This window comes from Bacillus glycinifermentans (genome assembly GCF_001042475.2).
GTDB classification, from domain to species: Bacteria; Bacillota; Bacilli; order Bacillales; family Bacillaceae; genus Bacillus; species Bacillus glycinifermentans.
The window spans coordinates 1-14,078 of record NZ_LECW02000010.1; the positions used below are offsets into that span (position 1 = coordinate 1).

A 14,078-nucleotide genomic window follows, 5' to 3' on the forward strand; every position below is an offset into this window, starting at 1 on the left:
TTTTAACGGGTCAGTTCAATGTAAAGCGGGGTTTTTGATCAGCTTTCAGGATTTCCGTAAAGCTCTTCAAGCGGTTTCATGATAATTTTGTTTAATTCGGCAATCAGCATGCTCATCCGCTGTTCTGCATCCATCAGCTTTGAAATTTTCTCGTGTTGCTGAACAAGTGCCACAGATTTTTGCGCTTGTTCAACTTCTTCCTGGGAAATCATTTCCCCATTCATTTGTTTTTGCTGAAGCCTTAGTTGGATATCGCGAAAATTGTCAAACATCCTTTTTGCCGAAGGATCAGCGTTTACATCATCGTAAAGGCCCTTCAATTGAGAGTATTCATCGCTTTGGCGCAAGGCTTTTTCCAAATCGTAAGCCGAGTCGTATAAATTGACCGTCATATTTCATACGCTCCTTTCCTGCCGCATTCTTATGGATATGGCACCACTCCACTATAACAGACTATGGAGCGTTTTTCACAGTTATACTTTCAATTCCGTTTCCATCTTCAAAACAGAATGACAAAAACGGCTTGAATCGCCCCGATGATTCCGCCGAGCAGCCCGCCCAAATACGTAATCATTTTAAATTCGCGCTTGGAAATCGACAGAACCATTTCCTCCAGCCGTTCAACCGGAAAGTTGTCGACCTGCTCCTTAACGATGTCTTCGAGACGAAGCTGTTTCAGCACGTCATCAAGATTGCGGCACGCCGCGTCAAGCAAACGGCCGGTCACCTCCGGCAGACGCTTTGCTGCATCCGTTTCAAACATGGAGACGTACGACCCCGTTGTTCTTTCGAAAAATGGCGCGAGGGAAAAGCGCGTCATGAACTTTTTCTTCACATTCATGATGAGGCTTTCCAGATTCCATTTTTCATCGGCTTCTTTAAACGAGTACTCTTTCAGCTTGTCCCATTCGTTTTGCAGCAGATCGGTTAAAAGCCGGGCGGTTTCATCGTTTTTCAAAAACTTCAGAATCTCCGGCTGGACGCGGTCAACGAGGCTGCTGTTTCCTAAAAACATCTGCACCATGCTGCCGATCATGCCGCGCTCCTTCAGAAAATCGTCAATCATATTGCCAAGCCGGCTTTTTCCCGCATCGCTTTCAAAGTAGCTGACAGCCCGCTCTAAAATATAGTCTGAGACCATCGGGAGTTTTTCGCTCAGCTTGTCCTGGGCTTCTTGTGGGATCAGGTCTTTCAATGGTTCGTTTTTATATGTCGCCAAATAAGCGGCCAGCTTTTCATCCGTCCATTTGTTTACAAATTGATCGGCTTTCTGAGCTGCATTGGCTACCCCGATCGCTTCAAGCGCTTCTGCGACGGTCATCTGTGAATCGCTTGCAGCTGAAACCAGCCGTTCACCCAGCTGTACCGCCTGTTTTTTGACTGCGTCAGAGGCCAGCCTTTTTTTGATTCCTTCGGTTGTCAGCAGATGGTTGACGACCATTTGTCCCATCTGCTTCGCCAATTCGTCGCGCCGCTTCGGAATCAATCCGGGAGTGAAAGGGATCCTCTTCCCGAATATGTAATGCGCCTTATAAGGGCGAAAAAGCATTTGAATCGCAAAATGATTCGTCACAGCTCCGATCAGGGCGCCGATGACGATCATGAAAATAAAAGTACCAACAACATTCATTCCTTCCACTGCCTTCCGTTTCACCTGACTTGTTACATAGACTGCATATCACAACTGTCATCTATGCATAACGTTATTATAGTAGCTGAACAAAAGACGAGCAAATTCGGGAATGATACGGGCGCCATAAAAATAGAATGGGTCAGGTGGATATTTTTGAAAAGCTTGTTAACGGGTGGCAGAACCCGAACATGGAATGCGAATCATGATACAGGAGTTCATGTACAGGAGGGTTTTTAACAAGGAGGAATAAGCATGATGACGCTTGGATTTATGTCGCTGTCCCATCAGCATGAAAAAGCCTATGCCGAAGAATTGGCGAAAAAGGCTTCAGATTACGGAATCGGTTTTATCCGGTTTACTCCTTTGGATATTTCCCCGGGATCCATGCTTGTGAAAGCATTGACCTATCACCCGAAATCAGGACAGTGGAACGAGGTTGAACGCGAAATCCCCGAGCTGATCTATGACCGCTGTTTCTACGGCAGAAACCAGCAGTCGAAAAAAGCGAAGCCGATCGTGGAATGGCTGAAAAAATACCCGAAAACAGAATTTCTCGGACTCGGACTTCCCGAAAAATGGACGGTCTACAATGCATTGAAAGCGGACCCCGTCCTTCAGGCTTACCTGCCGCCGACATCGCTCGCCGCAAGCGCGCAGACCGTCCTTCGGCGGCTGGCGAAAGAGAAATCGTGCATATTGAAGCCGGCATACGGCTCCGGGGGCCGGGGAATCATTCACCTTGAACTTTCCGGGAAAACGGTGAAAGCCGCCTATCAGGTCGGAAAGCATAAGCAAATCAAATCATTTTCAAAACAGGCTTCTTTTGAAACATGGTGCAAAAAAGTCCTTCAGCACCGCTACCTTTTGCAAACGTTTCTCGACATCCAAGATAAAGACGGGTATCCGTGCGACATCAGGCTGTTATTGCAGAAAAACGGCTCCGGCGAATGGGAGACCGTCGGAAAAACGGTGAGACGAAGCTATCAGCACGGACTGCTCACCAACTTGGCCGAAGATTCCGAATCCGTAAGCTTTGACAGCTGGCTGTCAAATGTTCCGAAAAAACGGCAGGCCGTCCTTCTCGACGATTTAGATACGATCGCAAACGCCGTCCCCCATGCGCTCGAATCAGGGCACGGCCCATTGTTCGAGCTCGGCCTTGATATTTGTTTGACGAAAGACGGGAAGGTCTGGCTCCTCGACGTTAATTCAAAGCCGGGAAAAAAAGCGTTTTTACAGTATGCTCCTGAAAACAGGGAGCTTTTATACAAGGGGCCCTTCGAATATTGCTCCTTTTTGGCGGAATCGCGGGACAAGAAAGGAGTTGGAAGGAAATGAACGCTAAAACGCTGACGGTCGGGATTCACCAAAACAGCGAAAACATGATGCTGCTTCCGGCTTCTTACAAACAGGAAGGCCTGTTGTACGCCGCTTTCGGAACGACTGTTGAAAGGTGTCATGTTTCTTTTGAGAGCGACTTGAAGCAAACCGTTTTGCTTTCTGAAAACCTGTATAAAAATTTACGGATTCCATACCGCGGCAAAGCGGCATTGCTGTTTCACGACAGCACCGTCTATATCGGCCCTTTAATCGGCATTTTCACCGCCGGCTTCGCGAAGTCGGAACTTGCGCCGGTCAGGGGGCGCTCTTTGTTTTTTTCTAAGCTTTTGACGATGGATCTTCCGGCCGGAGGCTACTGCTACATGTTCGGCGCCCACCAGATTCAGTGGGAGGACGGAACGGTGCGCGGCCTCATTTTCCGGGAAAATGGCTGGCAGGAAGTGATCGTTCCCCTTCCAAATGTCGTGTATGACAGATTGCCGAACCGGCAATCTGAGGATGAAGACGCCTTGCAGGAAACGAAAGCCCGGCTGATGAACGAGTACCGCATTCCGTGGTTCAATCCCGGCTTCTTTAACAAATGGGACATATACGAATCCTTGCGGGAAGACGAAAGAACGGAACCGCTCCTTCCGTACTCGGTTCTTGCGCCGTCGGCAAAAAAACTCGATGACATGGTCGCTCAATACGGCACGGTCTATGTGAAACCGGCCAACGGCAGCCTTGGAAACGGAATTTTCCAGCTTTCCAGACAAGGGGAGAACGGGCTCCTTGCCAGGCATGCGGAGGGTGACAAATCCTATTCATCTGCGGATCTGTTTTTGAATGACATACAAAAGCGAAAAGAAGAAATCCCCTATATCGCACAACAGGGAATTGAACTGATCAGGATTGACGGCCACCCGGCCGATTTCAGAGTCCATACGAACAAAAACAGAAAAGGCACATGGACGGTTACAGCGATCGCCGTCAAAATCGCGGAAAGGGGCGGGATTACAACCCATATGTCAAAGGGCGGCGTCGTGAAAACGCTCGCCCAAATCTATGATGATCCGAAAGAACGGCTTCATATTCTACAAAAGCTGACAAAAACGGCCCTAGTGATCAGCGGGGTAATCGATGAAAAAACCGAAGGCTTTATCGGAGAAATCGGTTTTGATCTTGGAATGGACGAATCGACAAACGTCTGGATGTTTGAAGCCAACTCCCGGCCCGGACGGGCAATCTTCGCCCATCCCGGCTTAACATCCGTCAGCCGGCTGACGAAACGAATGAATTTTGAATACGCTTCTTACTTAACCGAGCAATCGATCCTTTTTCCCGAGAAGCTGTGGCAAAACTCTTAAGCCGCGGAGAACATGACTCTTCGCGGCATTTTTCTATGAAAAGAGCCCTATGATCTTTCCTGTGAATAAGATACAATGATAACAAATCAAACGTCTATAGCAGCTTGGTTCGGCGGATCATTTTGAAATCGATGAAGGAGCGTGCACTTTATGATTTCTCACTTTCAATGGAAACCGTTGTTTAAAAAAGAAAAACTGCCCGGCTGGAAAATCTCGTTTTACCATAAAGGAACGCATTATGAAGGGATTTATCATCAATCAGGGGAAATCGAATGGGGAAGCGCCTACCCGCCGCACGATGATGAACCTTCGCTTAAAAGCGAAATTCATGAATTAATGCTTTTCCATATTTACGAGTAAACAGAAAAGGAAGTTTTTCAAATGCTGGAAAAATTAAAAGCTTTGTACGGAGAACGGCTGGTGGCTTCCGGCTCGGCTCCAAAACATAAAGCACTCTGGTTTCAAACGGAAGAAGGCGAGACATTCGGCGTCTTGAAAGAGGCGGTTACCGATCGGGAAAAACGGCTGCTTTTCGCGCTGTTCCGGCCTTTTTCTGAACCGTATCCATCGGAATTGACGCCCCGTGAGAAAGAGTGGCACCGGTATTTTTTCGAAAATGCCCCGTTGGAAAACCCGCAAAACGCTCAGTTCGTCCAAGGGCATTTTTTCAAAATGAAACATTCCCCCGAAGAAAGATACGCTATAAAGGAAGCGGTCAGCGGCTTTTTCGAACGCCCTCTCGTAGTGTGGTACAACCTTCACGAAGCCTTGATCATTCATGAAGATCCGTCACCGTCCCTTTCCAAACAGCAGCTCGCCGAGCTTGCGGACGCGCTGACGAGCGATTTTTTGGCAGATCCCGTCTTTTTCAGCGGCCAGCTTCATCACATCAATGCTTCGCTTCGGGAAAAAATCGGCTTTGAGAAACAGATGTTTCAGCATATTCTGACGAATCACGATCACGGCAGCGTCTCCTCCTTTTATCAGTTCCTTCCGTCTTTTATCACGGCAAAACCGGGAAAAATCACGACGGGGCCGTTTTCGGATCTGGTTAAAGACGCGCTGTCAGACCATGAGACAGCGCAGACCATCAAGACGTATATGAAGTGCAACCTGAATGCCTCCCTGACGGCGAAGCGGCTGTTTATCCACCGAAACAGCCTGCAATACAGAATCGACAGATTTATTGAAAAAACGGCAATCGATATCAGACAGTTCGAAGAAGCTTGCGCCGTCTATATGATCATGAATGTGTTGGCACACTAAACAGCAAAGTGCACGAACCCAAATTGTGCATCATGTCCATTTACACGACTGATTCAATTTTATAAACTGAAAACAATAAAAGCGCTTACATAAAAAAGGGGGAGAAACATGGCAGAGCTTGTGCTGGACCGGATTTACAAAGTGTACGACAACAAAGTGACGGCTGTGGACAATTTTAATCTTCATATAGAAGACAAAGAATTTATCGTGTTTGTCGGGCCTTCAGGCTGCGGAAAATCGACAACGCTGAGAATGATTGCCGGCCTTGAAGAAATTACGGAAGGCGAATTCACCATCGACGGAAAGCGGATGAATGATGTCGCCCCGAAGGACCGCGACATCGCGATGGTGTTCCAGAACTATGCGCTCTATCCGCATATGAACGTCTATGACAATATGGCGTTCGGTTTAAAACTGAGAAAATTTCCGAAGGATGAGATCAAGCGAAGGGTGCATGAAGCCGCCAAGATCTTAGGCCTTGAACAATATTTGGACAGAAAGCCGAAGGCGCTTTCCGGCGGCCAGCGCCAGCGGGTCGCATTGGGGCGCGCCATCGTCCGCGATGCCAAAGTGTTTTTGATGGATGAGCCTTTATCAAACCTTGACGCCAAACTGCGGGTTCAGATGCGCGCAGAAATCACCAAGCTCCATCAGCGCCTGAAAACGACGACGATCTATGTCACCCATGACCAGACAGAAGCGATGACGATGGCGACGAGGCTAGTTGTCATGAAAGACGGCGTCATCCAGCAGGTCGGCGCTCCGAAAGAGGTATATGAAAACCCGGAAAACGTGTTTGTCGGCGGCTTTATCGGCTCTCCGGCAATGAACTTTTTCACCGGCAAGCTCACGGAAAAAACCTTTACATTCGGCGATGTTTCCGTTCTCGTTCCTGAAGGGAAAATGAAAATTTTGCGCGCCAAAGGCTACGTCGGAAAAGAAATCGTCATGGGCATCAGGCCTGAGGACATTCATGACGAGCCAGTCTTCATCAAAGCCTCAAAAGAGTCAAAAATCGATGCAGCTATTGAAGTGGCTGAACTGATGGGCGCGGAAACGATGCTTTACTCCCAGGCCGGCGGCCAGCCGTTCATCGCAAGGGTCGATTCGCGGACCGACGTCCAGGCAGGCGATACGCTCGCTCTTGCTTTTGACATGAATAAATCGCACTTCTTTGATAAAGAAACAGAGCTCCGCATCCGCTCTGAAGGATGACGGACAGGAAATAAAGTTGACCGAAGCTTAGCACCTGCTATCCTTCGGTCAATTCAATTTCAACCCTTTCATCATAAGAACAGTCTTGGCATGTATATAAATGAATGCAGCTCGTTTCTTTCTGCTTAAAAGAATCAAACTCCATATACGGGCTGTAAGGGCCGTAAAAATCGGTCACTCTCCCGGCATCGGCCATTTCGCTGCCGCACCTCGGACAAATCCTTGCCTCGGCCAGCATTCCATTGCACACAGGACACATGTGGCATCCTCCTTGCTTTTTCCCTTAGCTTGCCCCTCCCGCTCAAATTTCACCTTTCAACATTTACCAGATCGATCCGTGCATGGATTTCGCTTCAATCCATCATAATACGTAGTACAAGGCAGCATTGGGCTTAGCCAAAGAGGCAGCGGCTTTCCCACGAAAAAGCCGCAAGCTGGTGCAAATCCAGCCGGCCCAACCACACTAATTGATAAAGGAGTTTGAAAAGAATGGCTAACCAAAATTCTTCAAATCAGCTGCTTGTACCCGGAGCCGCTCAAGCGATCGATCAAATGAAAAACGAAATCGCTTCCGAGTTCGGCGTAAACCTTGGTGCTGAAACAACTTCACGCGCAAACGGTTCCGTCGGCGGAGAAATTACAAAACGTCTCGTTGCTCAAGCTCAAGCTTCTATGGGCGGACAACAATAATCATCAACTTCATATCATGGCTAAAGCAGAAGGTGCACTCGTGCACCTTCTTTTTGCATGGGAAAATCCCGCACCCGTCTTCTCTGTTTTTCATATGCTGATAGAAAGGAGGAGTCGGCATGCAGCTTGTCGCAAGCATAAACTGGGAACTGCTTCAATTTGTCGGGATTTCCCTCTTGCACGAATATGTCGTCAATATTCGGCCGTTTTATGCGGTTTATCGCTTTCCTTGGACTTTTTCTTTCGGCCGATCTGACGTATGATAGACCAAATAGGAGGGATACGTCATGAAGATTGCGCTTTTTGGAGGTACAGGCCGTGTCGGACGAGCTTTTCTAAATCGGCTTGCAGCAGACGGCAGACATTCAGTCTACGCTCTTGTCCGTTCAGAGCATCCAAATCTGCCGAATACATGCTGCCGGACGCTTTCGGGAAACGCAAGAAACCCGGATGACGCTCAAGCTTTAATAAGAGAAGCCGACATCGTTGTCAGCTGTTTAAATACAGATGGAGACGATACATTGTCCGTCTCCATCCAAAACATCATAGGCGCCATGAATGAACAAAACAAAAAAAGGCTGATCACAATCGGAACCGCCGGAATTTTAAATTCGAGGCAAAATCCGTCAATTTACCGCTTTGAATCAAAAAGGCGCTCAACTCGTGCGGCAAAAGAACATGCCGACGTGTATGAGCGCCTCGTGAAAACAGATCTGGACTGGACAATCGTCTGCCCGACCTATCTTCCCGATGGTCCGGCAAGTGAAAGGTACCGGGTTGAGCGTGATTTCTTGCCGATCAATGGCAAAGAGATTACAACCGGCGACACCGCCCACTTTCTTTACACACAGCTGGAATGCGGCCGGTTTATCCGCGCGCGGGCCGGACTGGCTTATTGAACGCCGGGACTCACCCCACAAGCGTTCCCCGTCCTTTTTGGAGCTCATACATTTGATAATATTGCCCTTTTTGTTTCATGAGCTCCTCATGATTGCCCTTTTCGATGATCCGCCCTTTATCAAGCACAAGAATTTGATCAGCGTTTTTGATGGTTGACAGCCTGTGAGCGATGATAAAGGTCGTGCGCCCTTTTTTGACAACGTCAAGCGCCTTTTGGATCACGGCTTCTGTTTCGGTATCGATATTGGCCGTTGCCTCGTCCAGCACGAGAATGGCCGGATCAAAGGCGAGCGCCCTTGCAAATGAAATGAGCTGCCTTTCTCCCGAGGAGAGGGTGCTGCCTTTTTCAATGACCGGCTCGTCAAACCCTTTAGGCAAGTGGGCAAGCAGTTTGTCAGCCCCTACATGCTTTAATGCGGCTTCAATCTGCTCTTTTGTAATCTCTTCATTTTCAAGGCTGACATTCGAAGCAATCGTACCGGAAAACAGGTAGGGGTCCTGAAGCACGATGCCCATTTGCTGTCTGATGTCCTGCCGCGGCCGATCATAAATACTTGTTCCGTCGATTTTGACATCGCCTTTTTGGATATCGTAAAAGCGGAAAAGAACGTTCATAATCGAGCTTTTGCCTGAGCCAGTATGACCGACCAATGCAACGGTTTCACCCTGTTTCGCCTCGAATGAAATGTTTTTTAATACATATTCCCCGTCATCGCCGTACCGAAATGAGACATCCTCGAACACAACGTGCCCTTTTACCCTGTCTCCGCTCGTCTCTTCAACATCAACACCCGGTTCATCCAAAAGCCGGAATACACGCTCAGATGATACCCTCGCAAGCTCAAGCTTCGGAAATTGGTTGACGATCCCGGTAATCGGCTCAAACAGCCGGGTCACGTAATCGACAAATGCATAAAGAACGCCGATCGAAATCATTCCTTCTGCATTGAGCGCCGCTCCTCCGAAGTACCAGATTAAAACAGCGATCATAACTTTTTGCAGAACGCCGACAAGGTTATGCGACATCAGCGAATTCAAATTGAGCATTTTATTTTGATAACGGAAGTGGCTGTCGTTTAATTCTTCAAATTCGCGCATGATGTCCTTTTGGCGGCGGAATACCTGAATGATCGGCATTCCTTGAATCGCCTCATTCATGTTGGCGTTAATCTCGCTGTTGATCGATCTGAGTTTATGATTAAAGCCTGACGCAAATTTGCGGTAGAAGGCCGCCCAAACCGCAATCAGCGGCAATATGATCAGGCAGGGGGCCGCAAGTCGGGCGTCAAGCATAAACAAAGCTGCAAAAATCCCGGCCAGATATATCATGTTGGTCACAAACGTCGACAGGACGGTAACGTACAGGTCGCGGATCGCTTCCGTATCATTCGTTACCCGCGCGACAATTTTACCGGCCGGCGAATTGTCAAAATAGCGGACAGGCAGCCTTTGAATGTTGGCAAAAACATCCTGGCGCATCTTCTGAATAATGCGGTTGGCGCTCATCTGCAAAAGATAGAATTGCCCGTAATGAAAAAAGATCGAGACGATAAGAAGTCCGAGGTACAGCAATACGAGCGACAAAAGCCCTTTGATTTCAGGTTCGTAAAATGAGAAAACTTCAGACGCCGACAGACGGACGGCCGGAAAGGATTCAGTCTGTCCTCCGCCCGTGATCCGTAATGCTCCGTCCTTTACCGTCCTTTTTCCATCAAAAGGAACGGCTTCATCTACGAAATAATACGCCATGCCGACTTGGAAAACGCGGACCTCCTTCCGCTTGTTAAGCGTTGAATTTGCTCTGTCCTCCCTGACGTATTCCCTTCCTTTATAGGAAACTGTATATTCGCTCTTTTCCGAGACTTCATACCACGGTTTTTCAATCCCCAAAATATGGTCGTCAATCATTTTCTTGCCGATCATCGGCCCTGTCAGCTCGGCTGCGACGGCCACCGCGAGCATCAAGAGGGCGCAGATCAAAATGCGTTTATAAGAAAGTGCATATTGAAAAAGCCGTTTTCCGGTCTTCATGCCACAGTCCCCCCTTCTTCCCCTGAAGGCAGCTTCTGTGCTTCATACTGCTCAAAATACCAGCCTTTCCCTTCGATCAGCTCTTCATGCGTTCCGCGCTCTGAGATTTTGCCGTCCTCCAGGACGAGGATGAAATCGGCATGCTCGACCGCTGACATGCGGTGCGAGGTAATAAAAGTCGTTTTTCCTTTCCGGTTTTGGCGGATGTTTTGGATAATCGCCGCTTCCGTTTTCGCATCCACCGCTGACAGCGAATCGTCCAAAATTAAAATATGGGGGTTGGCGATCAAAGCTCTCGCGATTGAAATCCGCTGCTTTTGTCCGCCTGATAATGCCACTCCCTTCTCGCCGACCATCGTTTCAAGCCCCTCGGATAAAAGCTCAATATCCTTTTCCAAATGGGCGGCCCGAATCACGTTCTCTACTTCCTGTTCTTTTGCCCGTAATCCGCCGAATAAAATGTTCTCTTTTACCGTTTTTGAAAACAGCACATGGTCCTGGGGCACGTATCCGATCCAGCTATACAGCTGATCAAGCGGCAGACGCTCGATCGGCACTCCGGAAATGCTGATCGTCCCCTCCCCTTCCGGATACTGTCGTAAAAGCTGTTTGATCAATGTCGTTTTTCCGCTCCCCGTCTTCCCTACGATTCCAACGGTCTGTCCCTTTAAAACCGTGCATGAAATCCCGGAAAGATTGCGCGAGCTTGAGCTTGGGTACGTAAAGCTGACCTTGTCAAAGACGATATCTCCGGGTTCGGCTGTTTCAGGATGTGGTGCTTCTTTCACATCAGGCTGATAGCGAAGCGTTTCATTTACCCTGTCGAGCGATGCATTCCCTCTCTGCATAATATTGATCAGCTCGCCAATCGCGAACATCGGCCAGATCAGCATCCCCAAGTATACGTTGAAGGAGACGAGCTCCCCAAGCGTAAGCTGGCTGCGGAATACAAGGTAAGCCCCATACCCCAAACCGATTAAATAGCTGATTCCGACAAGCAGCTTCACCGTCGGCTCGAACAGCGAATCGATCAGCGCGACCTTCATGTTTTTTTGATAAACATCGGCCGTCATGCTGTTAAACCGCCTGACATCGTTTTTCTCCTGAACATATGCCCTGATCACCCGTACACCTGATACAGATTCAAGCACTTGATCATTTAGATCGCCAAACGCTTTCTGCGCTTCTGTAAAACGTTGATGGATTTTCCCCCCGTATATACTGATCGCCGCAGCCATCAACGGAAGGGGGATGATCGATGCAAGCGTCAGCTTCCAGCTGATCAAAAATCCCATCGTAAACAGAATCGTCAGCATAAACATGGTTGAGTCCACAAGCGTCAATATTCCGAAACCCGCCGTCATCGAAATCGCTTTTAAATCGTTTGTCGCCCTCGCCATCAAATCCCCTGTTCGGTTCTTTTCGTAAAACGGGGGCGTCATCTTTAACAAATGCCCCATCAGCTTTGACCTGAGGATTTTTTCGATCAGATTCGCCCCGCCGAAAAGCTGATACATCCAATTGTATGACAGCATGTAAACAACGAGCGAGAGCCCGATCAATAAACCGATATAACCGAGCATCCGCATCGGCGAAAAAGCGCCTGACTGCATATCGTCAATAGCATTTCCGAGCAGTTTCGGCGGAAACATCTCAAGTACATTTACGATTAACAACAGGACGATCGCGATCGTATAGCGCCGCCATGCGTTTTTAAAAAACCAGCCGAGCTTCCATAATACAGAAAACATTGATATCCTCTCCTTTTTAGCCGCCTTCAAGCTTTTCCTTACAGTCATTGATCTCGCGTCTTACATTTGGCATAACCCATTCCTCCTTTTGAAATATTCGAAAATCTGGCCGTTTTCGGCCGGCTTTTCATCTATTAGAAAAACACTCGCGCCCCGGGTCGGAAGACGGAATGTTTTTTCTCCGAAAAAAAAGACACGCCGGTTATGCAGCATGCCTTTTTGACATAAAAAAGGCGCATGTACGAAAGATGAACGTGACATGCGCCTTTCCTCTATTGTTTAAATGGAAAAGGTCAATCATGAGCCGGAAGGTATAAAGCCGTCACGCTGCGATTCAGTTGTCCGTTATGTGATGCATTGATTTTCCTGATCATGACGTTACCCTCCATTCTTATTAATATTTTCCATCTTATAGCACGGCCTTTTATTTGTCAATTTGATTTTTCATCAATCGGGAGACTTTCGATTCATATTCCCGTATTTTCGTTAGATTTTTTTAAAAGCGGGTAAATGTAAGTAAATCCATTCTGGAAAGGAATGATCAATGTGTTCAAAGCTGACCGGATCATTGTCGCGTTCGACGGAAAAAACGATAGTAAAAAAGCGCTGAAAAAAGCGATCGACCTCTCCAAAAGGCTCGGCGCCGAACTGACGGTCGCTCACGTCCATGAACCGAGGCAAACCATGGTAAACGAACAAAGGCCGGCCGCAGGCACGGCTTATATTTACGGCGGCATCCCAAGCGTTCCCCCTGTCCCGCATGATTCAGACATTGCCGGAGAACCCGTCATTTACGAGGACAGTGCCGAAGAAGCGATCGCAGCGGCAAAAATCATTTTAAACGAGCATCAGCTTGACGCGGAAATCGAAATTTTGGAAGGCGACCCGGCAAAGGCCGTTCTCAAACACGCCGAACACATCGGCGCCGATCTCGTCATCACGGGAAGCCGCGACCAAAACCGCCTGAAAAAACTGCTGTTCGGAAGCGTCAGCGATAAGATTACCGCCAAATCGGAAATTCCGGTGCTGATCGTGAAGTAAGAGAGGCCGGATGTTTTTCCGGCCCTCTTTCTCTTAAAATCTTCTTTTCTTTTTTCATAATCCGGTCTCCCAAAACGATTGCGATCAACACCCGATACAATGACCGCATGTACTGCAGAAAAACTCCCCACAACGCTCACTCCCGGTCTGTTCCGAAACTATAAATCTATTCATTCCTAATATTACACAAGACTCCCTGAAATCCTCCCTTTGTGAGCCCCCTGCACTGCCCTGTATCCCCGCCGGATTCCTCTTGTCCATGATCTTTAGCGGCCCTACGCCCAAATCCAAATCAAGGAAAATAGGCTTTCACATCAGTAACAATCACCTAACAAGTCTCATAGTTTGATCTTGAAAGTGCCCGGGGTATTTCGTTCATTTTTTTGTGTTCTGATTTTTTTAAAAAACTGTTTTTAATATGGGGAGGATTATATCAATGCAACATTTTCATGACGAACTGCAATCATTGGGAATGGATCATTTTCATGTGGATGAGATGACGGCTTTGGATCCTGGCCGCCACCATGAGAATATGAATGCGAAACACTGTGCAAGCTGTTGGAGTTGCGGAAGCTGTGCGAGTTGTGCGAGTTGCTGGAGCTGCGGAAGCTGCGGAAGCTGCGCGAGCTGTGCGAGTTGTGCGAGCTGCTGGAGTTGTGCGAGCTGTTGGAGCTGTTCAAGTTGCTGGAGCTGCGCGAGCTGTTGGAGCTGTGCGAGTTGCTGGAGCTGTGCGAGTTGCGCCGGTCATTGCTGCGGAAGCTGCTGGCACGGAGGCATGTATTAGAAGGAGACTGCCCCTGCCGATATGCCGCAGGGGTTCCTCTATCATAATGGACAAACAAAATTACATATAATGGTATGTCT

Annotated in this window: 15 protein-coding genes and 1 tRNA gene; 11 read left to right on the forward strand and 5 right to left on the reverse strand. The window is 48.2% G+C overall.

All coding sequences use genetic code 11. From position 1 onward, the window contains the following. Positions 1-38 precede the first annotated feature (38 nt). The gene (locus AB447_RS07525) at positions 39-392 is read right to left on the reverse strand and encodes a YlbF/YmcA family competence regulator (RefSeq protein WP_048353423.1); all 354 of its coding nucleotides are present in this window, start codon (positions 390-392) and stop codon (positions 39-41) included. Between the two features lie 107 nt (positions 393-499). Beyond that, entirely contained in the window at positions 500-1,630 is a 1,131-nt protein-coding gene (locus AB447_RS07530; RefSeq protein ID WP_048353505.1) for a DUF445 domain-containing protein, read from the reverse strand. Between the two features lie 255 nt (positions 1,631-1,885). On the opposite strand from AB447_RS07530, the gene AB447_RS07535 reads away from it, so the two are divergent. The 5 genes from AB447_RS07535 (at position 1,886) to AB447_RS07555 (ending at position 6,801) form a co-directional block, all read left to right on the forward strand. Continuing rightward, the gene (locus AB447_RS07535) at positions 1,886-2,971 is read left to right on the forward strand and encodes a YheC/YheD family endospore coat-associated protein (protein WP_048353424.1); all 1,086 of its coding nucleotides are present in this window, start codon (positions 1,886-1,888) and stop codon (positions 2,969-2,971) included. Further along, complete coding sequence (locus AB447_RS07540; protein WP_048353425.1) at positions 2,968-4,320, forward strand: YheC/YheD family endospore coat-associated protein; 1,353 nt, start codon at positions 2,968-2,970, stop codon at positions 4,318-4,320. Before AB447_RS07535 ends, AB447_RS07540 begins: the two co-directional genes overlap by 4 nt. Positions 4,321-4,461: 141 nt before the next feature. Then, positions 4,462-4,680, forward strand: coding sequence for a YheE family protein (locus tag AB447_RS07545; RefSeq protein WP_172796330.1), 219 nt, complete (start codon positions 4,462-4,464; stop codon positions 4,678-4,680). 21 nt (positions 4,681-4,701) lie between these two features. After that, the gene (locus AB447_RS07550) at positions 4,702-5,586 is read left to right on the forward strand and encodes a PucR family transcriptional regulator (RefSeq protein WP_048353427.1); all 885 of its coding nucleotides are present in this window, start codon (positions 4,702-4,704) and stop codon (positions 5,584-5,586) included. A 108-nt stretch (positions 5,587-5,694) separates the two neighbouring features. Further along, a complete protein-coding gene (locus AB447_RS07555; protein ID WP_048353428.1) occupies positions 5,695-6,801 on the forward strand; it encodes an ABC transporter ATP-binding protein in 1,107 nt (368 codons plus the stop codon). A 37-nt stretch (positions 6,802-6,838) separates the two neighbouring features. Here the strand turns inward: AB447_RS07555 and AB447_RS07560 are convergent, their stop codons facing one another. Continuing rightward, a complete protein-coding gene (locus AB447_RS07560) occupies positions 6,839-7,060 on the reverse strand; it encodes a hypothetical protein (RefSeq protein ID WP_048353429.1) in 222 nt (73 codons plus the stop codon). 128 nt (positions 7,061-7,188) lie between these two features. Here AB447_RS07560 and AB447_RS25740 point away from each other — a divergent pair. The 4 genes from AB447_RS25740 to AB447_RS07570 all read left to right on the forward strand — a co-directional run bounded on the left by AB447_RS25740 (position 7,189) and on the right by AB447_RS07570 (position 8,390). After that, a tRNA-OTHER gene (locus tag AB447_RS25740) sits at positions 7,189-7,262 on the forward strand. Positions 7,263-7,290: 28 nt separating this feature from the next. After that, positions 7,291-7,491 (forward strand): alpha/beta-type small acid-soluble spore protein, encoded by a 201-nt coding sequence (locus tag AB447_RS07565; RefSeq protein WP_046129751.1) that lies wholly within the window; start codon positions 7,291-7,293, stop codon positions 7,489-7,491. A gap of 119 nt (positions 7,492-7,610) precedes the next feature. Continuing rightward, positions 7,611-7,754 carry a hypothetical protein gene (locus tag AB447_RS26200; RefSeq protein ID WP_172796331.1) on the forward strand — a complete coding sequence of 48 codons (144 nt, stop codon included), beginning with the start codon at positions 7,611-7,613 and terminating at the stop codon, positions 7,752-7,754. A 24-nt stretch (positions 7,755-7,778) separates the two neighbouring features. After that, positions 7,779-8,390: an NAD(P)-dependent oxidoreductase gene (locus AB447_RS07570; protein ID WP_048353430.1), complete on the forward strand. Its 612-nt coding sequence runs from the start codon at positions 7,779-7,781 to the stop codon at positions 8,388-8,390. A gap of 10 nt (positions 8,391-8,400) precedes the next feature. Here AB447_RS07570 and AB447_RS07575 read toward each other — a convergent pair whose 3' ends face one another. After that, positions 8,401-10,422 (reverse strand): ABC transporter ATP-binding protein, encoded by a 2,022-nt coding sequence (locus AB447_RS07575; protein ID WP_048353431.1) that lies wholly within the window; start codon positions 10,420-10,422, stop codon positions 8,401-8,403. Further along, a complete protein-coding gene (bmrC, locus tag AB447_RS07580; protein ID WP_048353432.1) occupies positions 10,419-12,173 on the reverse strand; it encodes a multidrug ABC transporter ATP-binding protein BmrC in 1,755 nt (584 codons plus the stop codon). Before bmrC ends, AB447_RS07575 begins: the two co-directional genes overlap by 4 nt. 546 nt (positions 12,174-12,719) lie before the next feature. On the opposite strand from bmrC, the gene AB447_RS07590 reads away from it, so the two are divergent. Further along, complete coding sequence (locus tag AB447_RS07590) at positions 12,720-13,214, forward strand: universal stress protein (RefSeq protein WP_048353434.1); 495 nt, start codon at positions 12,720-12,722, stop codon at positions 13,212-13,214. Between the two features lie 496 nt (positions 13,215-13,710). Then, positions 13,711-13,998 (forward strand): hypothetical protein, encoded by a 288-nt coding sequence (locus tag AB447_RS26720; protein ID WP_411801446.1) that lies wholly within the window; start codon positions 13,711-13,713, stop codon positions 13,996-13,998. Positions 13,999-14,078 lie beyond the last annotated feature (80 nt).

Excerpts from the sequence above, each read along its gene's own strand:
- AB447_RS07530 (WP_048353505.1), bottom strand. The coding sequence starts at position 1,630 with ATGAATGTTGTTGGTACTTTTATTTTCATGATCGTCATCGGCGCCCTG.
- AB447_RS07555 (WP_048353428.1), top strand. The coding sequence starts at position 5,695 with ATGGCAGAGCTTGTGCTGGACCGGATTTACAAAGTGTACGACAACAAA.
- AB447_RS07575 (WP_048353431.1), bottom strand. The coding sequence starts at position 10,422 with ATGAAGACCGGAAAACGGCTTTTTCAATATGCACTTTCTTATAAACGC.
- AB447_RS07570 (WP_048353430.1), top strand. The coding sequence starts at position 7,779 with ATGAAGATTGCGCTTTTTGGAGGTACAGGCCGTGTCGGACGAGCTTTT.
- bmrC (WP_048353432.1), bottom strand. The coding sequence starts at position 12,173 with ATGTTTTCTGTATTATGGAAGCTCGGCTGGTTTTTTAAAAACGCATGG.
- AB447_RS07535 (WP_048353424.1), top strand. The coding sequence starts at position 1,886 with ATGATGACGCTTGGATTTATGTCGCTGTCCCATCAGCATGAAAAAGCC.
- AB447_RS07565 (WP_046129751.1), top strand. The coding sequence starts at position 7,291 with ATGGCTAACCAAAATTCTTCAAATCAGCTGCTTGTACCCGGAGCCGCT.
- AB447_RS26720 (WP_411801446.1), top strand. The coding sequence starts at position 13,711 with ATGACGGCTTTGGATCCTGGCCGCCACCATGAGAATATGAATGCGAAA.
- AB447_RS26200 (WP_172796331.1), top strand. The coding sequence starts at position 7,611 with ATGCAGCTTGTCGCAAGCATAAACTGGGAACTGCTTCAATTTGTCGGG.
- AB447_RS07540 (WP_048353425.1), top strand. The coding sequence starts at position 2,968 with ATGAACGCTAAAACGCTGACGGTCGGGATTCACCAAAACAGCGAAAAC.
- AB447_RS07550 (WP_048353427.1), top strand. The coding sequence starts at position 4,702 with ATGCTGGAAAAATTAAAAGCTTTGTACGGAGAACGGCTGGTGGCTTCC.
- AB447_RS07560 (WP_048353429.1), bottom strand. The coding sequence starts at position 7,060 with ATGTGTCCTGTGTGCAATGGAATGCTGGCCGAGGCAAGGATTTGTCCG.
- AB447_RS07525 (WP_048353423.1), bottom strand. The coding sequence starts at position 392 with ATGACGGTCAATTTATACGACTCGGCTTACGATTTGGAAAAAGCCTTG.